This window comes from Pantoea agglomerans, from assembly GCF_020149765.1.
Taxonomy (GTDB): domain Bacteria; phylum Pseudomonadota; class Gammaproteobacteria; order Enterobacterales; family Enterobacteriaceae; genus Pantoea; species Pantoea alvi.
On the sequence record NZ_CP083809.1, the window covers coordinates 2552881 to 2573757 of the forward strand.

Consider the following 20877-nt stretch of genomic DNA (forward strand, 5'->3'; position numbering starts at 1 on the left):
AGGGCTGACACATGCAAAGCGCTGTTTCACAAACCGAAAAACAGATGGGTGATAACATCAACGCTGCGGCCGATAAAGGTGCCAGCGAGATGGAGATGCTGGGTTTAGCGATCGCAGAGATTCTGCAGGCGGGTAAGCCTGTGACCAATAAAGCAATTATCGCTAAGTTAATCCAGCGGCTGGAGCTGGAGTCCGATGCGGCGACGCTGGAGATCTATCGCCAGCTTCTCGAGCTGGTCGTGCATAAAACACCTGACGATTTAACGGTATAGTCCCGACTCCAGGGATGGAGTCATCCTACTGCTTCCGCCAGCGCTGGCAAATTTCCCCCTCAGACAGTACTCTCTCCAGCTGAATTTCTGCTGCGCTCCTCGCGTCTGTTGCGAGAGCGAATAATTAAAAAGAGCCTGCAAGTTTATGAGTCAATCTACTGACGTTGCCCAAAACCTGGACAACGACCTGAGCCTGGGGCGCGTGTTGCGTTCCCCTGTCCTGCTCGCCCGTGAATCTCTTGCCGGCGTGATCACCGCGCTGGCGCTAATCCCGGAAGTGATCTCCTTTTCCGTTATCGCCGGCGTCGATCCAAAGGTCAGCCTGGTGGCGTCCGTGGTGCTCTGCCTGACGCTTTCGGTGCTGGGCGGACGCCCGGCGATGGTGACCGCCGCCGCCGGTTCGGTGGCGCTGGTCATCGGCCCAATGGTGCATGCGCACGGCGTGGCCTATATTCTGCCCGCCGTGGTGCTGGGGGGTGTCATTCAGATCCTGTTTGGCGTGGCCGGTCTGGCGCGCATGATGCGCTATATTCCGCGCTCGGTGATGCTCGGCTTTGTCAACGCGCTGGGCGTGCTGATTTTCTTCGCGCAGGTGCCGCACGTCTGGGGGCAAAGCGCGCTGGTTTGGCTGCTGTTCGCCGTAACGCTGGCAATTGTGCTGCTGCTGCCGCGCGTGCTGAAAAGCGTGCCCTCGCCGCTGGTCGCTATCCTGGTCGTTACCGCCGTCGCGCTGCTGCTCGGCTGGCGCGTGCCCAACGTGGGCGATGAAGGCCCGATGAGCGCCGGTTTACCCGGCCTCAATGCGCTACAGGTGCCGTTGAGCCTGCAGACCCTGCAGATCGTCTGGCCGACCGCGCTCAGCATCGCCTTTGTTGGCCTGATGGAGTCGCTGCTTACCGCCAAGCTGGTGGACGATCTTACCGATACGCTCTCCAGCAAGCGCCGCGAGTCCTGGGGATTAGGCGTCGCCAATATTTTCGCCGCCTTTTATGGCGGCATCGCCGGCTGCGCAATGATCGGCCAGACTATCGTCAACGTCGAGCTGGGCAAGGCGCGCACGCGCCTCTCCACCCTGGTCGCCGGGCTGGTACTGCTGCTGCTGGTGACCGGCCTGAGCGCCGTAATGGCGCAGATTCCGATGGTGGTGCTGGCGGGGATCATGATGGTGGTCGCGGTGAAGACGGTAAACTGGCACAGCCTGCAGCCCGCGACGCTCCGACGCATGCCCTGGTCGGAAACGCTGGTTATGGCGCTGACGATTATCGTGACGGTATGGAGCGGCAACCTGGCGCTGGGGGTACTGGCAGGGGTGATCACCGCCGTAATGCTGTTTGCGCGCCGTATCGCACACGTGATCCACGCCGAACGCGAACTCAGCCCGGACGGTCAGTCGGTGCGCTATCGCGTGCGCGGCCCGCTCTTTTTCGCCAGCAGCAACGATCTGTTTGAGCATTTCGACTACGGCCATGACCCGAAACAGGTCACGATCGATCTTACCGATGCGCAGATCTGGGACGCCTCGTCGGTGGCCGCGCTTGACGGCATTGAATACCGCTATCAGCGCCATGGCGCGCAGGTTACCCTTGTCGGCCTGGATACGCGCAGCAGCGACTTTCATCGTCGCCTGACCGGCAAATTTGAGTAACTCGCGACAGATAACAGGATGCGGCGACGTACGCCGCATCGCCGTTAAAGCGGTTTGGCCTGACGACGGGCCTTATAGCGCCCAATCAGCGTCGTCATCGCCTGGTAGATCACGCCTGCATAGAGACTTTGCAACACCGCCATTCCCGTTTCCATTCCCTCTTTTTGCCAGAAGCAGAACCACATAAACAGGCCCCACAGCAGGGAAAACAGTAGACAGCCTTTAATAAATTTCACCACGCCCTGCATCTTATATCCTTCTTTATCCCCGCAGCCCGTGCCGCGTTACTGAGGCGTGAAAGTATCCTATAGCGCGGCGTTTTGCACTTCAGGCTGCATCAGATGAGAGGCGGGTCAAATTTTAGGGCGCGGCATAATTTAAGCGTTTCCCGCTGGTGCGCTGGCGCTGAGCTGCTACGCTTTAATTTCATTGCATTTTTATGCTTTCTTTTTCAATACCGGAGAATGAGGTGGCAACGATGAACAACGTGAAAAAAGGGATATGCATTACGCTGGCGGTACTGGCGCTGGCGGGCTGTATGCACCGCAGCGACGCGATTAAGTCCGATGGCCGTCCTCATGCGCCAAGCGGCCAGTCGTCGCCGGGCGGCACGCTGGGCTCAGGTCCGGTTGGCCAGCCGCAGTCATAATCAAACAAACCCGGCGCTGGCCGGGTTTGTTATTTTCCCCCGGCCGTCAGGGATGCAGGATGGCTGAGAAAGCGCGCGGTGGGTCACCTGTTATTGCACGGCCTGCCTGCCAATCCTTAAACGACACAGGTGAATGGCATCGCCGGCATGTGCGTTTCCACTCTCCCCTCCCCAGCCTGTAAGGATATAAGGTCACGCCAGCAAGGAAATTTGGGCACAAAAAAACCGCCCTGAAGGCGGTCACGACATTGCTTACTACTGCTTTATTTTAATTAGGTTCTTTCAATCGACAGATATGGTGCCCGGGGCGGGACTTGAACCCGCACGACCATAAGCCGAGGGATTTTAAATCCCTTGTGTCTACCGATTTCACCACCCGGGCAGGGTGTAAAGTGGAGGCGCGTCCCGGAGTCGAACCGAGGTGGACGGATTTGCAATCCGCTGCATGGCCACTCTGCCAACGCGCCTTTATCCGCTGTGCCGTCAGGTTAATCCTGACCTGCAAATCTGGAGCGGGAAACGAGACTCGAACTCGCGACCCCGACCTTGGCAAGGTCGTGCTCTACCAACTGAGCTATTCCCGCATTGTTCAGCAATCTAATGGAACTTGCTGATTTTACTTATCTTCTGGCAGCCTTGCCGCCGTTCGATGCGATGCATTCTACTGACCTGACGCACTGAGTCAACAGAATTATCTTCACAGTGCGTCCGTTTGCTGCTTTTTAAATCGCTTCGATCAGCTATCGAGCAGATCGCCGCGCGCAGCGCTTAAATACTGAAACATTGACCAGAATGTCAGCACGGCGGCGATATAGAGCGCCACGACCCCTACGGCGATAACCGTGGTGTCAGGACGCCACAGCAGCGCGACCAGCGACAGCATCTGCGCCGTGGTTTTCACCTTGCCGATCCAGGAAACCGCAACGCTGCTGCGCTTGCCGATTTCCGCCATCCACTCGCGCAGCGCGGAGATAATGATTTCGCGCGCGATCATGGTTGCGGCCGGCAGGGTGATCCACCAGGCGTGAAAGTATTCCGCCACCAGGACCAGCGCAATCGCCACCATGACCTTGTCGGCCACGGGATCAAGAAAGGCGCCGAAGCGCGTAGTTTGCTTCCAGCGGCGCGCGAGAAAGCCGTCAAACCAGTCGGTGACGGCGGCGACCACGAAGATCAGCGCGGTGGCGAACGGCGCCCAGTAGAACGGCAGATAGAAAGCCAGCACGAAGAAAGGAATCAGGACGACTCGAAACAGGGTGAGACACGTCGGAATGTTAAATTGCATATGCCGGTAACTGTCTGGAATGGGTAGAATTTCCCCTATGTTCCTACATTGCCTCACCTGTTTCAATGCTAGTGTTTTAGCGAATGGTATATTTTTTCCGCCAGTGCGAACGAAATACCGGGCACATTGGCGATCTCCTCAACCGTGGCGTTCATCAAGGGTTGCAGGCCGCCCATATACTTAAGCAGCTGCTGGCGACGTTTTGGGCCGATACCTTCGATGCTCTCCAGCGCGCTGGTGTTCTTTACTTTCGCCCGTTTTTTTCGATGGCCCGAAATTGCATGATTGTGAGCGTCATCACGAATATGCTGAATCACATGCAGCGCCGCGGAGTCTGGCGGCAGCGAAACGCCCTCACCTTCCGCCTCGAAGAAGAGCGTTTCCAGGCCCGCTTTACGATCGCTGCCTTTCGCCACGCCCAGTAAAATCGGCCGCGATTTATCCCACTCCACCTCCAGCTCGGCAAAAACCTGCTTCGCCTGCGACAGCTGTCCCTTGCCGCCGTCGATCAGGATAACGTCGGGAATTTTATCCTCTTCCAGCGCTTTGCCGTAGCGGCGGCGCAACACCTGATTCATCGCCGCGTAATCATCGCCGGGCGTGATGCCTTCGATATTGTATCGACGGTAGTCGCTGCGCAGCGGACCGTTAGCGTCGAATACCACGCAGGAGGCGATGGTCTGCTCCCCCATGGTATGGCTGATATCGAAGCACTCCATGCGGTTAATTTTGTCCAGCTCAAGGAACTGCGCCAGCGCCGCCAGCCGCTGCTGAATAGTGGAGTGCTGTGACAGCCGCGTGGTGAGCGCCGTCGCCGCGTTGGTGCGCGCCAGCTTAAGGTAGCGCGCGCGGTCGCCGCGCGGTTTGCTCTGGATGGCCACGTGGCGCCCCGCCAGCTCGCTCAGCGACGCGGAGAGCAGCTCGCGCTCCGGCAGGTCGAAATCGAGCAGGATATCGCCCGGCAGCGTGCGCGCTTCGCTGCCCTGCAGGTAAAACTGGCCGACAAAAGTCTGTACCACCTCCGCCAGCTCGGTATCGGCCGGGACTTTCGGGAAGTAGCTGCGGCTGCCCAGCACTTTGCCCTGGCGGATAAAGAGGACGTGCAGGCAGGCCATCCCGGCGTCGTAGGCGACGCCGATAACGTCGAGATCGTCGCCCTGATTAGAGACGAACTGTTTTTCGGTAATGCGGCGTACCGCCTGGATCTGGTCGCGCAGACGCGCTGCCTCTTCGAAGCGCAGCCCGATGCTCGCCTCTTCCATGCGCTTCACCAGCATATTCAGCACCTGGTCATCCTTACCGGCGAGAAACAGCCGCACATATTCTGTCTGCTGCGCATACTCCTCTTCGCTCACCAGACCGGCGACGCAGGGACCGAGGCAGCGCCCAATCTGATATTGCAGACAGGGCCGCGAGCGATTGCGGTAGACGCTGTTTTCACACTGGCGAATCGGAAACACCTTCTGCATCAGCGCCAGGGTTTCGCGCACCGCGTAGCCGTTCGGGAACGGGCCGAAATACTCCCCTTTCGCGTGTTTCGCACCGCGATGATAGGCCAGCCGCGGATGCGTATCGCCGCTGAGAAAGATAAACGGATAAGATTTATCATCGCGCATCAGCACGTTGTAACGCGGCTGATAGAGCTTGATATAGTTATGCTCAAGCAGCAGCGCTTCCGTTTCGGTGTGGGTAACGGTGACGTCTATATGATGGATGTTGCTGACCAGCACCTCAGTCTTTCGGCTGCCGACGTGGCTGCGAAAGTAGCTGCTGAGGCGCTTTTTAAGATCTTTGGCTTTTCCTACATAGATCACGGTGTCCGAGGCATCGTACATGCGATACACGCCCGGCTGACTGGTCACCGTGCTGAGAAAGGCTTTGGCGTTGAAAACTTCACTCACTACTGATTAACGGCTCCGCATTGAACAGGCCATGTCGAATGGCCAGATGCGTTAACTCTACGTCCCCGCTGATGTTTAGCTTGCTGAACATGCGATAACGGTAGCTGTTAACGGTTTTAGGACTGAGATTGAGCTGCTCGGAAATTTCCGTCACCTTTTGCCCTTTGGTGATCATCAGCATAATCTGCAATTCCCTTTCCGACAAACAGCTGAAGGGAGATTCCGCTTTTTGCGGCTCGATCTGACTCAGCGCCATCTGCTGCGCGATATCGGATGCGATATAGCGCTGACCGGCGTGGACGGAGCGGATAGCGTTCACCACTTCCTGCGGCGCGGCACCTTTGCTGAGGTAGCCTGCCGCCCCCGCCTGCATCACCCTGGCGGGCAGCGGGTTTTCGGTGTGGATGGTCAGCATGATAATTTTGATATCAGGATTAAAGCGCACAATTTTGCGCGTCGCTTCCAGCCCGCCGATGCCGGGCATATTCATATCCATCAGGATGACGTCGACCTGATTGGCCCGACACCATTTGACCGCATCCTCGCCACAACAGGCCTCTCCCGCGACCACAAGACCTTTCATATCCTCCAGTATGCGTCGAATACCGGCGCGTACCAGTTCATGGTCATCCACAAGAAGAACACTGATCAACGGGGAGCACTCCGCTAGCTAAAATGGGGAATAATTCTGATAATGAATTCAGGCATGATACCTGCTTTTCGCCGTAATGAACATCAATAGCCCAAATGTTTGACCGTATTCAATGATTTACATCAAGGCTTTCCAGCGCGTAAAAATAATATGCCCGCGCATAAAATATGATCATTTTTTCTTTTTAATATTCGTTACATTTCAATTATTTAAATTATTAACCCATCAAATAGTTAGCCTGCGCTTAAATGCAGCACCCTCAGGCTGTGAAAATTATTCATCTGCTGCCGCAAATAAAATCCTGCTGATGAGTTAACCGCCTGCGCGCTGCGCTTTAACAGGCCAATGGCGCGTTGTGATATACTGATGCACGGCTGCGCGGAACATGCCGCACGATCGATAAACCACCAAGGAGAACACGATGAGCGATGAAGAATTTGTTACCTCGCACGACACGCTAAAGCTGGCCGACGAAGTCGCCTGCCTGAAAATGATGGTGACGCTGATTCTGAAAGGAATGGGCCAGGCGGATGCCGGTAAAGTGATTATTAATATGGAACGCTACGTGCAGACTCTGGGTGATAAGCCGCAGGCGGAAGTGTTCAGCAATACCATTAAACAGATCAAAACCGCGTATCGCCAGTGATGCGTTCGCCCCCGCCTGATGCGGGGGCGCGCTGTCAGGTGTGCGACTGCCAGTTAACGGAGACGCCCAGCGACGGCAGCACCTCTTCCGGGCTAAAGCGCCGCGTGCCGCGATACTTTTCCGCCAGCGCCGGCTGCGCCACCGGAATACGAATAGCGAACAGATTGTCCTCCGACTGGATCAACCCCGGCGTCAGCGGCTCATAGGCGACCTGGTGATCCTCAAACATCTTCTCCAGCATCGGCGTCGCCGAGCTGATCAAATATTCCATGCCGTTAAGCTCGGCGAGCTGCACGGCGTGCCATAACAGGTTGAACGGCAGTTCCGCGTCCACTTCCAGCTTTGCCGAGAAGCGCGACATCTCCCACACTTTTTCATGACTGAACGGCACCACCAGCCCTTCGCTCTGCGCCGGCTCATGCCAGGGCATCAGCCGCGCGCAGCCGCTGATGCCGTCGCGCGCGCTCCAGGCCAGCAGCCAGGTGACATCCGAACGATCGTAACGGTCATACTCCTGACCCGGCGTGCTAAGACGCGGCGGAATCGACCAGCCTTCTCCACGCGCAAATACGCTGTAACGGTAGCTGCCTAACTCGGCCAGCAGAGAGGACGGCATATCCTTTAACTGGGTTTGAATTATCTTCATCATGCGCCCCTGACATCCTCATGTTTGCACTGATTTACGCTACGCCAGCCTGGCAAAGTCCCGGCGCAGGGTAGACAACTGCTTCCGGCAACGTAACTACTAAATTTAGTAGTTGCCTTTTCTATATCAGACCTATTGCCGCCGCATAACAGGCAATTTGGGTTTTATTGGAAACATTAAATCGCTTTTGCATATTTTTTTGGTGAAAGTTCACCGTATGTTGCGAGATTGCTAAAATAAGCGAAATTTCAGCCGATGTTTTGCCTTCTGCGGTCCATTTCAAAATTTCGAGCTCGCGCTGACTAAAATCATTTTTCAGCACCATTAGCGCGTCATCAGAAAAGCGCTGAAGCGAACGCAAACTCAGCTCCGCCAGAAAGTGCAGTTTCACTTCCAGCTCGACGTGGTGATAGTGCGTCCGACTTGCCAGGTGAGATGCTATAGATAATATACCAATGGCGCGATTTGATGCCATTGCAGAGCAGGAAAATCCGCTGTTCAGCCCATGCTCCTGCGCCTCTTTCCACAAATCGCCGGCCCCGGTGAACAGCTCATGCGTCCACTCAAGGCCCCGTCCGGGCTGCTGACATAGCATTAAAACGGGATCGATGGCGTAATAGTTTTTTTCCTCATAGCGTTTAATCCAGGCTTTGGGATAGGTGCTATGCAAAAAAATACGTGGTCGGGTAAAAGGCACAGGATGCTGAATCAAAAAGGAATAGCTATCGAACCCTAATGACACGATCAGGGTTTGTATGAGCGTCTTCAATTCTGCAGTTGAAGTGATAGCCTGAAATTCTTTTTCCGTCTCACGGCGCCAGACGAAATAATTGTCGTTAGTCATATTGCCTCGGCGTTATCCTCACGCTGATGCGTCTGTTTATTGAGGTTGCACATTTAAAAAAACAAATTTATATGAGAAAAAAGTTTTATTGAGAAAAAAGCCGGTATGCCAGTAAAAATCACGCGACGTCCGGTTGTGCGTGTTTTACTTAAAGCGTGTTACCAGCGCTTCTCGAAAAGCGATCCTGTCAGCGGCATTATAGCGGCTGAAAAACAGAATAAGATTTTTCTTAAAGAGATTCAATCTGCATTGCGACAATAACTTCCTCATACTTTGGCCGCCATTCAGCATGGCTATTAAGTAAAATTAGTTTATACAGGTAATTTATTTATAAACATAGAGTTAAGCTATTCTAAAGTTAACTTACCTCTAGCGGCGAAAACCCGTGCGCGTTTTTGCCGCCTCGCTTAAGCATAGATCATTTCTATGTATTGCGATTGGGACTACGCTTAACAGCGGAACCCGTGCCTGACCATTACGCCCGGCATGCAGGCGCCTTGCCGCCTTGCGCCGTTTTTACGGATGCGCTTTTACCTTTGCAGGTGGGAAACACTATGTTGAATCAGCTGGCCTTACCCTTCCTGGTATTAGGAATCTGTACCGCTCTGATGATTTTAAAAGATATTTTCCGTCACCCTCACCCTGTCAGGATAATGAACATTATCTGGCCGCTGACCGGGCTCTACATGCCGTTCTTCGGCTGGCTGGCCTGGTGGTATCTTGGCCGAAGTCCGTCGCGTCAGCTTAAACTGGCGTTATTAGTCCCGCAAAAAATTCATCATTACGCGGGCTGGCAAACCATATTTATCACGACGTCTCTCTCTGCGGCCGCCTGCATTTTTAGCGAACTGATTACAATTCCGATTATCACTCTGCTAAACCACTACCATTTTGTTACGCCGTTCTGGTTGCAGGCAATTATCTTTCTTGCTATTTCTCTGATTAGCGGCCTGTTTTTACAATTTCTGGCAATCAGACAGCGCGAAGCATTTACCCTGTGGCGCGCTTTGCTGGTCGCCTTTCGCACTGAAACTTTTCCGCTGCTGGTTTATCAGGCGGGTATTTTCCTCTTTATGAGCCTGGCCCTGAAATTTGTGCTTCATCAGCAAATCAATCCGCTGCTGGCGGCCTTCTGGTTTATGCTGCAGCTCGCGACGCTGACCGGATTTATATTTTCCTGGCCCGCCAATCATTTCCTGATTAAACGCGGGCTGAACCCGGCGGTATAACTTATCGACAATATCCGGTTCCGCGCATGCCGAAATGAAAATGACCGGCGTGCGCGGCGTTATAATCCGGTCCAAGGGCATTGCCGAAGTTATTACACCCCTCCTGCCACAGCTGATGCAGCAGCGCCGATTTGCTCTCCGGCTGCGTCCAGTTTTTCCCTACCTCCAGCCGCTGCCCGTCGGCCAGCTGAAAGCCGGTGACATCCCAGGCGTCGGCGCTGGCATGCTCGCTTAGCCGCCCTTGCGTGCGGTGATAGATATTGCGGCAGGCGTAGCTGCCGACATGGCTGATGCGCGTCAGCGACGCGCCGGGTTGCACCTGCGCCAGGCGCTGCTGGCTGCGCAGAACAAACATGGTGCTGGCGACGGCCATCGGACAGCTGGCGAGAAAGCTGCTGCTCAGCCCGACCTTGCCGAAACGCTGGATGCGCAGCGGATCGGGCAGCGGACAGGCGCCCGTGACGGCGGGACGCACGCTAAAGGTCACCACGCCCGCCAGCTGCGCGCGCCGCATCACGTCGAGACAGGCGGCGGGATCGCCCGCCAGCCGCTTGAGTTTATAGCGGGTCATCCAGCCTGGCGGATCGGTGACCGCCAGCGGCGTAAAGGGGTTGAACTGGGGCGGCAGATGCTGTTTCAGCCATGGCAAACTCCACCATCCCGCGGCTATCAGCACCAGTAGCAGAATAATCGCGCGCATTCTCCCTCTCGCAGCAGCTTGATTTAGAGAACAAAAGTGTAGAAGCTACGCGCCGGTTTAGCGCCGTAAACGGCGCTTTTCGCTTAAAACAGCCGCGTTGTGACGCAAGTTTGTGCCGCGTAAAGATTTTCTGACATGTTAATAAGGGGTAAAGACCGCATTTGTACAAAAAAAATAGTGGGCTTTTAACTTATTCCTCTATCTTATGCCAACTTGCCCCCGGGCAAGCGATCGCAAACAGCCAGCAGAGCTGACACAACATCCAGACAGGAATAACGATTTATGGTTGATCACGTAAAAGAAGCCGTTGCTGAGCAGGAGAATCCTGACAAGCTGCGGCGCAATCTGCATAACCGACATATTCAGCTTATCGCCATCGGCGGCGCCATCGGCACCGGCCTGTTTATGGGCTCCGGCAAAACCATTAGCCTGGCGGGCCCGTCGATCATTTTCGTCTATATGATCATCGGCTTTATGCTCTTTTTTGTTATGCGCGCCATGGGCGAGCTGCTGCTCTCCAACCTGCAATATAAATCCTTTAGCGATTTCGCGGCCGATCTGCTCGGCCCCTGGGCGGGTTACTTTACCGGCTGGACCTACTGGTTCTGCTGGGTAGTGACCGGTATCGCCGACGTCGTGGCGATATCCGCCTATTTCCAGCTCTGGTTCCCCGGCTTTTCCGTGTGGATGAGCGCCCTGCTGTGCGTTTTCGTCTTTCTGGCGCTGAATGTCGCCACGGTGAAGATGTTCGGCGAGATGGAGTTCTGGTTCGCTATCATAAAAATCGTCGCCATTGTGGCGCTGATTGTCACCGGCGTCGTGCTGGTGGCGCTTCACTATCCGTCGCCGGGCGGCGGCACCGCCTCCCTGAGTAATATCTGGGATCATGGCGGCCTGTTTCCGAAAGGGCTGAGCGGCTTTTTCGCCGGTTTCCAGATTGCGGTGTTCGCCTTTGTCGGCATCGAGCTGGTGGGCACGGCGGCGGCGGAAACGCACGATCCCCATAAGGTGCTGCCGCGCGCCATTAACGCTATCCCGCTGCGCGTCATTATGTTCTATGTGCTGGCGCTGATGGTGATCATGGCGGTAACGCCCTGGACGCAGGTGCTGGCGGATCGCAGCCCCTTTGTTGAGATGTTTGTGCTGATCGGCCTGCCTGCGGCGGCCAGCATCGTTAACTTTGTGGTGCTGACCTCGGCGGCCTCCTCCGCTAACAGCGGTATCTTCTCTACCAGCCGTATGCTCTACGGCCTGTCGCAGCAGGGCGTGGCGCACCGCGCCTTTGGCCGACTCTCCGCGCGCGCGGTGCCAACTGCCGGCCTGTTCTTCTCCTGCTTCTGCCTGCTGGCAGGCGTTGCGCTGATTTACCTGATCCCCGACGTGATGACGGTGTTCACGATGGTGACCACGGTGTCGGCGATCCTGTTTATGTTTGTCTGGACCATTATCCTGTGCAGCTATCTGGCCTACCGTAAAAAGTATCCAGAACGCCACGCGGCGTCAGGCTTTAAAATGCCGCAGGGTAAAGTGATGTGCTGGGTGGTGATGGCGTTCTTCGCCTTCGTGCTGGTGCTGCTGACGCTGCAGGAAGATACCCGCCAGGCGCTGATGGTCACGCCGCTCTGGTTTATGATGCTGACCCTGGGCTGGCTGCTGCGCCGTCGCGCCGCCCGTTAAAAGCCTTTCCCCGGAGGTTAAACCACGACAGAGGCGGCTCAGCGTTAACGCGCGCGAGGCATGAACCGGGAAGCAGCGCGTCCCGCGCCAGGGACAAAAACGCCGGGAGCGTTGGCCCGGCAACAGGCGCACCTCAGGGATGAGGTGCGTAACCGCGCGGGCGACTTCCTTCTGCTTTTACAGGCGCTCCCCGGTCTTTTTAAAACTCTCCCCCAGCGAAGGACGCGCCGAGGGCAGCCGCTCAGGATGCGCAGCAGGCAACTGCGACGTGCCCAGCCCAAAGGTAAAGGTGTAGCGCCCCTCTTCCCCCATGCGTAAATCGGCAATAACGGTCTGACCATCCTGCTCGCGCAGCGCATAGAAGCCGTGACTAAACCAGGCGACGCGCTCCGCATACCAGCTGCCCCGCAGCGGCGCGAACAGCGCCATATGGCGAGGCCGCCAGCGTATCTGCAGCGCCCGCGTCGGCGACAGCAGCGACCAGTAAGCCTCGCCATAGCGGTCGCCATCAATAATCACCGCACGCCACACCAGCGTATTAAACGCGGTGGGCGTCACCAGCACCTTCTGGTCGGAAACCTGCTGCCGCGCCAGCGACTCTCTTACCTGCCAGCCCGCAACGCTCTGGATCGCCATGCTCCAGACAAGATAGAGCGTGCTCAGGGTTAATCCGGCGCGATTCCAGCGCAGCCCTTCGGCGCCGCCGCGCCGCACTGCCGCCACAAGGCAGATCAGCAGCGGCAGCGTATAGAGCGGATCGACGATATAGATGCTGCCAACGGCAAAGGGGTGATCGGTGAGCGGCAGGCCAAGCTGCGTGCCGTACACCGTCATCAGATCGAGCAGCGGATGGGTAATCAGCGCCAGCCAGATCGCCAGCCACCACGCCCGCCAGCTCACCCCGCGCCGAAACAGGCCAGCAATCAGCCAGGCGAGCAGCGGCGAGATGAGGGTTAGCCAGAGCAGCGCATGGCTCTCGGTGCGGTGCAGCGTCATATTGCGGATGGCGTCGCCGTGATCGATAAAAACATCGAGGTCAGGCAGGGTGCCGCACACGGCACCCACCGCTGCCGCCTGCCAGAGCGGCACGCGCCGCCCCATCGCCGCGACGCTGACTGACGCCCCCAACAGCAGTTGCGAAACAGAATCCATCGATGACTCCGGGACAGAGCGGCGGCGTCAGCCGCCAGGAAATCAGCGCACGCGGATCCCTTCGATGATCATGCGCTGTACGTTTTCGACCGTTTCATCAAAAAACTGCGGATCGCTCAGGGTCTGACCGGTAATCGCCTCAACCTGGCTGGCGAAATCCGCATAGTGCTGCGTCGCCGCCCACAGCATAAAAAAGAGATGCTGCGGCTGAACGCCCGCCAACCGCCCTTCGTTGATCCAGCGCTCGACGATCGCCGCCTTATCGTCCACCAGCTGCTTGAGATCGCCCGCCAGCTCGCCTTTCAGCAGCGGCGCGCCCTGCAGCATCTCCAGACAGAAAAGACGCGACGCCTGAGGATGGTCGCGCGACACCTCAAGCTTAAGGCGGATATAGCGGCGGATGGCGCTGAGCGGATCCATATCGTGCTGCAGCGCGCGCAGCGGCGCCAGCCAGACGTCAAGGATCTCTTTTAGCACCGCGATATAGAGCGTTTCTTTCGAGGGATAATAGTAGAGCAGATTGGTTTTTGAGACGTCTGCCCGCTCGGCAACCTGATCCAGACGCGTGCCGTGAATACCAAACTGAGAGAAAAGCGCCAGCGCGGCTTCCAGAATGGCGGCGCGTTTCGCCGCAGTGGCGCGCGAACGTCGCGTCGGTTTTTTTTCATCGGTTTTCACAGCGTTACCTCATTCCTTAAGCGTACAGGCATCATAGCAAAGCCGCTCTCACCTGCCCAACCCGGGCGCTGCACCTTTTTTGCTCAGCCTGCCTGCTAAACGTGCAGTGATTTTTGACCAGATGGTCCAGAACGGACCAATTGCTCTACTTTTTTTACCGCCCCGCCGTCAAGTCATTGTTAAATATATATTTATATTTTGTGGCACAACCTTTGCAAATTTGTCAGCAAGCGCCGCCATCAGGGATGAAGCAGGAAGCCGCGCAGCGCACCAAACCGTTTATCACCTGGCAAAGAGGGTTTGACATGAAGATTGGCGTTTTTATTCCGATTGGTAACAACGGCTGGCTGATTTCCACCCACGCCCCGCAGTACAAACCCACGTTCGAGCTGAACAAGGCGATCGTACAGAAGGCGGAGCACTATCACTTCGACTTTGCGCTGTCGATGATCAAGCTGCGCGGCTTTGGCGGCAAAACCGAGTTCTGGGATCACAATCTTGAATCCTTCACCCTGATGGCCGGGCTTGCCGCCGTCACCTCGCGCATTGAGATCTACGCCACCGCCGCCACGCTGACGCTGCCGCCCGCCATCGTGGCGCGCATGGCGTCAACCATCGACTCCATCTCGGGCGGCCGCTTCGGCGTTAACCTGGTGACCGGCTGGCAGAAGCCGGAATATGAGCAGATGGGCATCTGGCCGGGTGACGATTACTTTAGCCGCCGCTACGACTACCTGACGGAGTATGTGACGGTGCTGCGCGATCTCTGGGGCAGCGGCCAGTCCGATTTCAAAGGGGAGTTTTTCACCATGAACGACTGCCGCGTCAGTCCGCAGCCGCAAAAGCCAATGAAGGTGATCTGCGCCGGACAGAGCGACGCGGGTATGGCCTTCTCTGCACAGCATGCCGACTACAACTTCTGCTTCGGCAAGGGGGTCAATACGCCTGCCGCCTTCGCCCCGACCGCCGCGCGTATGAAGCAGGCGGCGGATAAGGCGGGCCGCGACGTCGGCTCCTACGTGCTGTTTATGATTATCGCCGCCGAAAGCGACGAGGCGGCGCGCGCCAGATGGGAGCACTACAAAGCGGGCGCTGACGAAGAGGCGCTCGCCTGGCTGACCACCCAGAGCCAGCAGGACAAGCGCTCCGGCAGCGACACCAACGTGCGCCAGATGGCTGACCCCACCTCTGCCGTCAATATCAATATGGGCACGCTGGTCGGCTCTTACGCCAGCGTTGCGCGCATGCTGGACGAGGTGGCGCAGGTGGAAGGCGCCGAGGGCGTCCTGCTCACTTTTGACGACTTCCTGCAGGGGATTGAGGCGTTCGGCCAGTTTATCCAGCCGCTGATGCAGTGCCGCAGCGAGATCAATGACAACAGAGAGGTAGCCTGATGAGTACCGTTTACTGCGCCCATACCGCTGCGCTGCCGCAGGTTGAGCTGCCCGCGCGCCCGGAAGCGATCGCCTTCCCGCCCGCGCAAAGCGCGCTGATCGTGGTCGATATGCAAAACGCCTACGCCACCCCCGGCGGCTATCTCGACCTGGCGGGCTTTGACGTCTCCGCCACCGCACCGGTAATTGAGAAGATCGCGCAGGCGGTCAGCGCCGCGCGCGCGGCCGGCGTGCAGATTATCTGGTTCCAGAACGGCTGGGATGCGCGCTATGTCGAGGCGGGCGACGCCGGTTCGCCTAATTTCCATAAGTCCAACGCGCTGAAAACCATGCGCAAACGGCCTGAGCTGGCGGGCACGCTGCTGGCCAAAGGCGGCTGGGACTACGCGCTGGTGGATGCGCTGCAGCCGCAGCCAGAGGATATCGTGCTGCCGAAACCGCGCTACAGCGGCTTTTTCAACACCCCGCTCGACAGCATGCTGCGCAGCCGCGGCATTCGTCATCTGATCTTTACCGGTATCGCCACCAACGTCTGCGTGGAGTCGACGCTGCGCGACGGCTTTTTCCTCGAATATTTCGGCGTGGTGCTGGAAGACGCCACTTATCAGGCGGGTCCGCCCTTCGCCCAGCAGGCGGCAATTTTCAATATCGAAACCTTTTTTGGCTGGGTCTCCAGCGTTGATGCCTTCTGCGAAAGCCTGAAAGGCCATAAGGAGTAATGCCATGCCGAAATCTGTGATTATTCCGCCGGGCACCGCCACGCCGATCGCCCCTTTTGTGCCGGGTACGCTGGCCGACGGCGTGCTCTATGTCTCCGGCACCCTGCCGTTCGACAAAGAGAACAATGTGGTGCATATCGGCGACGCCGCTGCGCAGACGCGCCACGTGCTGGAAACCATTAAAACCGTGATTGAAACCGCAGGCGGCACGCTCGACGATGTAACGTTCAACTCGATTTTCCTCACCGACTGGCAGAATTACGCCGCCATCAATCAGGTGTACGCCGACTATTTCGCCGGCGATAAACCGGCGCGCTTTTGTATTCAGTGTGGCCTGGTGAAACCCGATGCGCTGGTGGAGATCGCCAGCGTCGCGCATATCGGCCAGCGGGAGGCGTAATGCATCTGGAGATAGTGGGAAGAGAGGATGCTGCGGCGCCGACGCTGGTGCTGGCGTCGGGCCTCGGCGGCGTAGCGGGGTTCTGGCAGCCGCAGCTGGCGGCACTGAGCTCGCGCTATCGCGTGGTGATGTATGACCAGCGCGGCACCGGCCGCAGCGCGCAGCCGCTGCCGGCCGACTATTCGATGCCGATGATGGCGGCCGAGCTGGCCGAGGCGCTGGCGCAGCGCGGGATTACGCGCTTCGGCGTGATTGGCCACGCGCTCGGCGGTCTGGTGGGGCTACAGCTGGCGCTCGACTACCCCGAGCGCGTCGAGCGCGTGGCGGTGATCAACGGCTGGCTGCGGCTGCATCCCCACACGCGGCGCTGCTTTCAGGTACGGCAGGATCTGCTGCTCAACGCGGGCGTCGAGGCTTTTGTGCGCGCGCAGCCGCTGTTTCTCTATCCGGCCGAGTGGATGGCACAGCATCAGGCGCGTCTTCTTGAGGAAGAGGCGGCACATCTCGCCCACTTCCAGGGACGCGACAATCTGCTGCGGCGCCTGAACGCCCTGATGCGCGCCGACTTCACGCCGCTGGCTGCGCGCATTCAGCAGCCGGTGCTGGCGATCTGCAGCCAGGACGACATGCTGGTGCCCTGGAGCTGTAACGCGCAGCTGGCCGGTGCGCTGCCCAACGCGCAGCAGATAGCCATGTGCTGGGGTGGCCATGCGATGAGCGTCACCGACGCCGAAGGCTTCAATTCGCTGCTGCTGCAGTGGCTTAACCAGAGTGAAGCCGCGCCGCAGCGCGCGGCAAGTTAAGGAGATCCCTATGAGTACCCTGACCCTGACGCCTGACGACAATCTGGTTGAGAAGCAGGCATTCCGTGACGGCATGGCGCGCCTGGGCGCCGCCGTGAATATCATCACCACCGACGGCCCGGCGGGACGCGCAGGTTTCACAGCCTCAGCGGTATGCAGCGTCACCGATACGCCGCCGACCCTGCTGGTCTGCCTGAATCGCGCCGCCTCGGTATGGTCGGTTTTCGACGCTAACCGCCAGCTCTGCGTCAACACGCTTGCGGCCAGTCAGGCCTCTCTCTCAACCCTGTTTGGCGGCAAAACGCCGATGGAAGAGCGCTTTCAGGCGGCGCAGTGGCGCAAGGCAGCGACAGGCTCGCCGGTGCTGGCCGGCGCGCTGGTCTCCTTCGACTGCCGCATCAGCAACATTACCCGGGTTGGTACCCATGACGTGCTGTTTTGCGAAGTGCTGGCGCTGACCTTTAGCGATGAAGCGCACGGGCTGGCCTGGTTCGATCGCGGCTATTTACCGCTGCAGCGGCAGGATGCCCGCTAATCCGCCCTGCGCGGCCTGATACCCCTCTTTCTGGAGATAACGATGGCGAGTTCCTGGTTTCCTCAATGGCGTAAAAAGTCGGCGGTATCAGACGGCGGTCTTATCGCCCCGGATGAGACGCTGCCGTTTGGACAAACGGCGATCCTTGGTCTGCAGCATGCGGTGGCGATGTTCGGTGCCACCGTGCTGATGCCGCTGCTGATGGGGCTGGATCCCAATCTGGCGATTCTGGTATCAGGCATCGGCACCCTGCTCTTTTTTGTGATTACCGGCGGCCGGGTGCCCAGCTATCTCGGCTCCAGCGCGGCCTTTGTCGGCGTGGTGATCGCCGTGACCGGCTTCAACGGCCAGGGGCTTAACCCGCACCTGAGCGTTGCGCTCGGCGGGGTTATCGCCTGCGGCGCGCTCTATATGCTGATTGGCCTGCTGGTTATGAAAGTCGGCACGCGCTGGATTGAGCGGCTGATGCCACCGGTGGTTACCGGCGCGGTGGTCATGGCGATTGGGCTTAATCTCGCGCCCATCGCGGTACACAGCGTGGCGGCCTCGGGTTTTGACAGCTGGATGGCGGTGATGACCGTGCTCGCTATCGGGCTGGTGGCGGTCTTTACCTCCGGCATGGTACAGCGCCTGCTGATTCTGGTGGGGCTGATCCTCGCCTGGGCGATTTACGCGCTGCTGACCAACGTGCTGGGCTTCGGCAAACCGGTCGACTTCAGCGGCGTGGCGCAGGCTGGCTGGTTTGGCATGCCGCAGACCACCGCGCCCAGCTTCGATCTGCAGGCGATAGTGATGATCGCGCCGGTGGCGATTATTCTGGTGGCGGAAAACCTCGGCCATCTGAAGGCGGTCGCGGGCATGACCGGACGCAATCTCGATCCCTGGATGGGACGCGCCTTTGTCGGCGACGGGCTGGCGACCATGATCTCCGGCACCATAGGCGGCAGCGGCGTCACCACCTATGCGGAGAATATCGGCGTTATGGCGGTGACTAAAGTCTACTCCACCCTCGCCTTCGTGGCAGCGGCGGTTATCGCGCTGATCCTCGGCTTTTCGCCGAAGTTCGGCGCGCTGATCCATGCCATTCCCGCGCCGGTGATCGGTGGCGCCTCCATTGTGGTCTTCGGCCTGATCGCGGTGGCGGGCGCGCGCATTTGGGTTCAGAACCATGTGGACTTCAGCCAGAACGGCAACCTGATTATGGTCGCCACCACGCTGGTGCTGGGCGCGGGCGATTTTTCGCTGAAGATCGGCGGCTTTACCCTGGGGGGCATCGGCACCGCCACCTTCGGCGCTATCCTGCTTAACGCCATCCTGCGCCGACGCGGCGCGGCGCTGACGGAGCGTCCGGCGCGCCAGCAGGGGTGACTATTCGCGCGGCGCCACCGGCGCCGCCTTTTTTCGCTTTAGCTTCAGCTCGCTGACGATAACGCCGCAGACGATCAGCGCGCCGCCGAGAATAGCCGCCGCAGGCAGCCGCTCGCCGGCAATTCGTCCGACCACGCCCGCCCAGACCGGCTCGCCCGCGTAGATAACCGTCGCGCGCGTCGGCGAAACGCTGCGCTGCGCCCAGTTCATCGTTACCTGAATCAGCGCGCTGGCCGCGCCGAGACCGAGCGCGCTCAGCAGCAGCGTCGGGCTGAGCGCCGGCATCGACTCGCCGTTCGGCACCATCAGGATAAAGGCGCACAGCGAGGCGACCGCTAACTGAATCAGAGTGACGCGGCGCACATCCACCTGACCGGCGAAACGGCTAATCAGGATAATCTCGGCGGCGATCGCCAGCGTGCTGAACAAGGTGGCGATTTCGCCCTGGTTAAGGCTGATGCGGCCATCCTGCGGCCCCGCCACCAAAAGCAGACCGAGGAACGCCAGCAGGATGCCGCACCACGCCATCAGCCCCGGTGGCCGGCGCAGAAACAGCCACTGCAGCAGCGGCACGACCGGCACATACAGCGCGGTGAGAAAGGCGGACTGGCTGCTGGAGATGGTCTGCATACCCCAGGTTTGCAGGCCATATCCTCCGGCGATCGACAGCCCGATTAAGGCGCCGGCGATCATCTCCTGGCGCGTGATGCCCGCCAGCACGCGGCGAAAGACGCAGGCAAGGATCAGCGCGGCGGTGGCGAAGCGCAGGCCGACAAAAAAGAAAGGGCCAGAAACGGCCATAGCGCGGTGCACCACCAGAAAGGTGCCGCCCCAGATCATCGTAATCAAAATCAGCACCAGCTCTTCGCGCGATACGCGCAGCGCCAGCGTGCGGGAACTCTCCGACATAACACACCTTCCGTGATTCAACGGGCGCCATTGTGCGCAGGTCGCCGCCTGAATGCAATGCATCAGAAAAAGCGCAAATTTTGCGATCTCGCCGCAGGGCCGGAAAGCTCTTCTATACTTCTGCTTAGGTTTTCACATGCTGAGGAGAGCGCAATGGCCAGAATTCTGGTGCTTTATTACTCAATGTATGGACATATTGAAACCATGGCGAACGCGGTCGCCGAAGGCGCGCGCCGCGTCTCCGGCGTGGAAGTCGACATCCGTCGCGTGCCGGAAACCATGGATGCCGATCGTTTCGCCGAGGTAGGCGGGAAAACTGACCAGGCGGCGCCGGAAGCAACGCCCGACATATTGCCGCAGTACGACGCCATTCTCATCGGCACGCCGACGCGCTTCGGCAATATGTCCGGTCAGATGCGCACCTTCTGGGATCGCACCGGCGGCCTCTGGGCCTCCGGCGCGCTGCACGGCAAGGTCGCCAGCGTTTTTACCTCGACCGGAACCGGCGGCGGCCAGGAGCTGACCATCACCTCAGTCTGGACCACTTTAGCGCACCACGGCATGGTGATCGTGCCGATTGGTTACGGCACTAAAGAGCTGTTTGATATCTCGCAGGTGCGCGGCGGCACGCCTTACGGCGCCACCACCCTGGCGGGAGGCGACGGCTCGCGTCAGCCGACGGAAGAGGAACTGAACATCGCCCGCTATCAGGGCGAACACGTTGCCGGACTGACGGTAAAACTCAAAGGGTAAGTGTTATTAAGGAGAAAAGT

General features: G+C 58.6%; 24 protein-coding genes and 3 tRNA genes. 14 read left to right on the plus strand and 13 right to left on the minus strand.

The window, feature by feature from the left end; genetic code table 11:
* The first annotated feature begins 44 nt into the window (after positions 1–44).
* Complete coding sequence (locus tag LB453_RS15000) at positions 45–272, plus strand: biofilm/acid-resistance regulator YmgB/AriR (protein ID WP_224481511.1); 228 nt, start codon at positions 45–47, stop codon at positions 270–272.
* 145 nt (positions 273–417) lie between these two features.
* Positions 418–1917, plus strand: coding sequence for a SulP family inorganic anion transporter (locus LB453_RS15005; protein WP_103795422.1), 1500 nt, complete (start codon positions 418–420; stop codon positions 1915–1917).
* A gap of 44 nt (positions 1918–1961) precedes the next feature.
* Here LB453_RS15005 and LB453_RS15010 read toward each other — a convergent pair whose 3' ends face one another.
* Positions 1962–2165 carry a DUF6404 family protein gene (locus LB453_RS15010; RefSeq protein ID WP_103795421.1) on the minus strand — a complete coding sequence of 68 codons (204 nt, stop codon included), beginning with the start codon at positions 2163–2165 and terminating at the stop codon, positions 1962–1964.
* A gap of 230 nt (positions 2166–2395) precedes the next feature.
* Between LB453_RS15010 and LB453_RS15015 the strand changes: the two genes are divergently transcribed.
* On the plus strand, positions 2396–2566 hold the full coding sequence (locus LB453_RS15015; RefSeq protein ID WP_033751084.1) for a hypothetical protein: 171 nt from the start codon (positions 2396–2398) through the stop codon (positions 2564–2566).
* Positions 2567–2862: 296 nt separating this feature from the next.
* Here LB453_RS15015 and LB453_RS15020 read toward each other — a convergent pair.
* The 6 genes from LB453_RS15020 to uvrY all read right to left on the minus strand — a co-directional run bounded on the left by LB453_RS15020 (position 2863) and on the right by uvrY (position 6404).
* A tRNA-Leu gene (locus LB453_RS15020) sits at positions 2863–2948 on the minus strand.
* Positions 2949–2959: 11 nt separating this feature from the next.
* Positions 2960–3033 (minus strand) — tRNA-Cys (locus LB453_RS15025).
* Positions 3034–3074: 41 nt separating this feature from the next.
* Positions 3075–3150 (minus strand) — tRNA-Gly (locus tag LB453_RS15030).
* Between the two features lie 152 nt (positions 3151–3302).
* Positions 3303–3851: a CDP-diacylglycerol--glycerol-3-phosphate 3-phosphatidyltransferase gene (gene pgsA / locus LB453_RS15035; RefSeq protein ID WP_103795420.1), complete on the minus strand. Its 549-nt coding sequence runs from the start codon at positions 3849–3851 to the stop codon at positions 3303–3305.
* Positions 3852–3919: 68 nt separating this feature from the next.
* Positions 3920–5752, minus strand: coding sequence for an excinuclease ABC subunit UvrC (uvrC, locus tag LB453_RS15040; RefSeq protein WP_103795419.1), 1833 nt, complete (start codon positions 5750–5752; stop codon positions 3920–3922).
* Positions 5745–6404: a UvrY/SirA/GacA family response regulator transcription factor gene (gene uvrY, locus LB453_RS15045; protein WP_103795418.1), complete on the minus strand. Its 660-nt coding sequence runs from the start codon at positions 6402–6404 to the stop codon at positions 5745–5747. Before uvrY ends, uvrC begins: the two co-directional genes overlap by 8 nt.
* A gap of 421 nt (positions 6405–6825) precedes the next feature.
* Between uvrY and LB453_RS15050 the strand changes: the two genes are divergently transcribed.
* On the plus strand, positions 6826–7050 hold the full coding sequence (locus LB453_RS15050) for a DUF2594 family protein (RefSeq protein WP_033751095.1): 225 nt from the start codon (positions 6826–6828) through the stop codon (positions 7048–7050).
* Between the two features lie 34 nt (positions 7051–7084).
* Here LB453_RS15050 and LB453_RS15055 read toward each other — a convergent pair whose 3' ends face one another.
* Together LB453_RS15055 and sdiA are read right to left on the minus strand one after the other, a co-directional pair.
* Entirely contained in the window at positions 7085–7696 is a 612-nt protein-coding gene (locus LB453_RS15055; RefSeq protein ID WP_103795417.1) for an acyl-homoserine-lactone synthase, read from the minus strand.
* Between the two features lie 121 nt (positions 7697–7817).
* Positions 7818–8540: a transcriptional regulator SdiA gene (gene sdiA, locus LB453_RS15060; RefSeq protein WP_103795416.1), complete on the minus strand. Its 723-nt coding sequence runs from the start codon at positions 8538–8540 to the stop codon at positions 7818–7820.
* 105 nt (positions 8541–8645) lie between these two features.
* Here sdiA and LB453_RS15065 point away from each other — a divergent pair, with 105 nt between their 5' ends.
* Both LB453_RS15065 and LB453_RS15070 read left to right on the plus strand, forming a co-directional pair.
* Positions 8646–8801, plus strand: coding sequence for a hypothetical protein (locus LB453_RS15065; RefSeq protein WP_224481512.1), 156 nt, complete (start codon positions 8646–8648; stop codon positions 8799–8801).
* A 203-nt stretch (positions 8802–9004) separates the two neighbouring features.
* On the plus strand, positions 9005–9769 hold the full coding sequence (locus LB453_RS15070) for a DUF4396 domain-containing protein (protein ID WP_224481513.1): 765 nt from the start codon (positions 9005–9007) through the stop codon (positions 9767–9769).
* Between the two features lies 1 nt (position 9770).
* Here the strand turns inward: LB453_RS15070 and LB453_RS15075 are convergent, their stop codons facing one another.
* Positions 9771–10469, minus strand: a complete 699-nt coding sequence (locus LB453_RS15075; RefSeq protein ID WP_103795414.1) for an extensin family protein — start codon at positions 10467–10469, stop codon at positions 9771–9773.
* 282 nt (positions 10470–10751) lie between these two features.
* Between LB453_RS15075 and cycA the strand changes: the two genes are divergently transcribed.
* Positions 10752–12146 carry a D-serine/D-alanine/glycine transporter gene (gene cycA, locus LB453_RS15080; protein WP_103795413.1) on the plus strand — a complete coding sequence of 465 codons (1395 nt, stop codon included), beginning with the start codon at positions 10752–10754 and terminating at the stop codon, positions 12144–12146.
* 177 nt (positions 12147–12323) lie between these two features.
* Here cycA and LB453_RS15085 read toward each other — a convergent pair whose 3' ends face one another.
* Together LB453_RS15085 and rutR are read right to left on the minus strand one after the other, a co-directional pair.
* On the minus strand, positions 12324–13298 hold the full coding sequence (locus LB453_RS15085; protein ID WP_103795412.1) for a metal-dependent hydrolase: 975 nt from the start codon (positions 13296–13298) through the stop codon (positions 12324–12326).
* Between the two features lie 42 nt (positions 13299–13340).
* Positions 13341–13976 (minus strand): HTH-type transcriptional regulator RutR, encoded by a 636-nt coding sequence (rutR, locus tag LB453_RS15090; RefSeq protein ID WP_048782218.1) that lies wholly within the window; start codon positions 13974–13976, stop codon positions 13341–13343.
* Positions 13977–14281: 305 nt separating this feature from the next.
* On the opposite strand from rutR, the gene rutA reads away from it, so the two are divergent.
* From rutA to rutG, 6 genes are read left to right on the plus strand one after another with little or no spacing between them, the layout of a single operon-like run.
* Positions 14282–15370, plus strand: a complete 1089-nt coding sequence (gene rutA / locus LB453_RS15095; protein ID WP_103795576.1) for a pyrimidine utilization protein A — start codon at positions 14282–14284, stop codon at positions 15368–15370.
* Positions 15370–16089: a pyrimidine utilization protein B gene (gene rutB / locus LB453_RS15100; RefSeq protein ID WP_103795411.1), complete on the plus strand. Its 720-nt coding sequence runs from the start codon at positions 15370–15372 to the stop codon at positions 16087–16089. The genes rutA and rutB overlap by 1 nt, the downstream gene beginning before the upstream one ends.
* Before the next feature lie 4 nt (positions 16090–16093).
* Entirely contained in the window at positions 16094–16489 is a 396-nt protein-coding gene (rutC, locus tag LB453_RS15105; RefSeq protein ID WP_103795410.1) for a pyrimidine utilization protein C, read from the plus strand.
* Positions 16489–17292: a pyrimidine utilization protein D gene (gene rutD, locus LB453_RS15110; RefSeq protein WP_103795409.1), complete on the plus strand. Its 804-nt coding sequence runs from the start codon at positions 16489–16491 to the stop codon at positions 17290–17292. The genes rutC and rutD overlap by 1 nt, the downstream gene beginning before the upstream one ends.
* A 10-nt stretch (positions 17293–17302) precedes the next feature.
* Positions 17303–17827: an NADH-dependent FMN reductase RutF gene (gene rutF, locus LB453_RS15115; protein WP_103795408.1), complete on the plus strand. Its 525-nt coding sequence runs from the start codon at positions 17303–17305 to the stop codon at positions 17825–17827.
* A gap of 42 nt (positions 17828–17869) precedes the next feature.
* Positions 17870–19195 carry a pyrimidine utilization transport protein G gene (rutG, locus tag LB453_RS15120; RefSeq protein ID WP_103795407.1) on the plus strand — a complete coding sequence of 442 codons (1326 nt, stop codon included), beginning with the start codon at positions 17870–17872 and terminating at the stop codon, positions 19193–19195.
* On the opposite strand, the gene LB453_RS15125 is transcribed toward rutG, so the two are convergent.
* The gene (locus LB453_RS15125) at positions 19196–20104 is read right to left on the minus strand and encodes a DMT family transporter (RefSeq protein ID WP_103795406.1); all 909 of its coding nucleotides are present in this window, start codon (positions 20102–20104) and stop codon (positions 19196–19198) included.
* Between the two features lie 153 nt (positions 20105–20257).
* On the opposite strand from LB453_RS15125, the gene wrbA reads away from it, so the two are divergent.
* Positions 20258–20857, plus strand: a complete 600-nt coding sequence (gene wrbA / locus LB453_RS15130; protein WP_103795405.1) for an NAD(P)H:quinone oxidoreductase — start codon at positions 20258–20260, stop codon at positions 20855–20857.
* Positions 20858–20877: the final 20 nt, after the last annotated feature.

Excerpts from the sequence above, each read along its gene's own strand:
- rutD (WP_103795409.1), top strand. The coding sequence starts at position 16,489 with ATGCATCTGGAGATAGTGGGAAGAGAGGATGCTGCGGCGCCGACGCTG.
- rutC (WP_103795410.1), top strand. The coding sequence starts at position 16,094 with ATGCCGAAATCTGTGATTATTCCGCCGGGCACCGCCACGCCGATCGCC.
- rutF (WP_103795408.1), top strand. The coding sequence starts at position 17,303 with ATGAGTACCCTGACCCTGACGCCTGACGACAATCTGGTTGAGAAGCAG.
- LB453_RS15000 (WP_224481511.1), top strand. The coding sequence starts at position 45 with ATGGGTGATAACATCAACGCTGCGGCCGATAAAGGTGCCAGCGAGATG.
- LB453_RS15085 (WP_103795412.1), bottom strand. The coding sequence starts at position 13,298 with ATGGATTCTGTTTCGCAACTGCTGTTGGGGGCGTCAGTCAGCGTCGCG.
- rutA (WP_103795576.1), top strand. The coding sequence starts at position 14,282 with ATGAAGATTGGCGTTTTTATTCCGATTGGTAACAACGGCTGGCTGATT.
- LB453_RS15065 (WP_224481512.1), top strand. The coding sequence starts at position 8,646 with ATGCCAGTAAAAATCACGCGACGTCCGGTTGTGCGTGTTTTACTTAAA.
- LB453_RS15010 (WP_103795421.1), bottom strand. The coding sequence starts at position 2,165 with ATGCAGGGCGTGGTGAAATTTATTAAAGGCTGTCTACTGTTTTCCCTG.
- LB453_RS15005 (WP_103795422.1), top strand. The coding sequence starts at position 418 with ATGAGTCAATCTACTGACGTTGCCCAAAACCTGGACAACGACCTGAGC.
- sdiA (WP_103795416.1), bottom strand. The coding sequence starts at position 8,540 with ATGACTAACGACAATTATTTCGTCTGGCGCCGTGAGACGGAAAAAGAA.
- cycA (WP_103795413.1), top strand. The coding sequence starts at position 10,752 with ATGGTTGATCACGTAAAAGAAGCCGTTGCTGAGCAGGAGAATCCTGAC.
- pgsA (WP_103795420.1), bottom strand. The coding sequence starts at position 3,851 with ATGCAATTTAACATTCCGACGTGTCTCACCCTGTTTCGAGTCGTCCTG.
- LB453_RS15125 (WP_103795406.1), bottom strand. The coding sequence starts at position 20,104 with ATGTCGGAGAGTTCCCGCACGCTGGCGCTGCGCGTATCGCGCGAAGAG.
- LB453_RS15050 (WP_033751095.1), top strand. The coding sequence starts at position 6,826 with ATGAGCGATGAAGAATTTGTTACCTCGCACGACACGCTAAAGCTGGCC.
- LB453_RS15075 (WP_103795414.1), bottom strand. The coding sequence starts at position 10,469 with ATGCGCGCGATTATTCTGCTACTGGTGCTGATAGCCGCGGGATGGTGG.
- LB453_RS15015 (WP_033751084.1), top strand. The coding sequence starts at position 2,396 with ATGAACAACGTGAAAAAAGGGATATGCATTACGCTGGCGGTACTGGCG.
- rutG (WP_103795407.1), top strand. The coding sequence starts at position 17,870 with ATGGCGAGTTCCTGGTTTCCTCAATGGCGTAAAAAGTCGGCGGTATCA.
- rutB (WP_103795411.1), top strand. The coding sequence starts at position 15,370 with ATGAGTACCGTTTACTGCGCCCATACCGCTGCGCTGCCGCAGGTTGAG.
- LB453_RS15055 (WP_103795417.1), bottom strand. The coding sequence starts at position 7,696 with ATGAAGATAATTCAAACCCAGTTAAAGGATATGCCGTCCTCTCTGCTG.
- wrbA (WP_103795405.1), top strand. The coding sequence starts at position 20,258 with ATGGCCAGAATTCTGGTGCTTTATTACTCAATGTATGGACATATTGAA.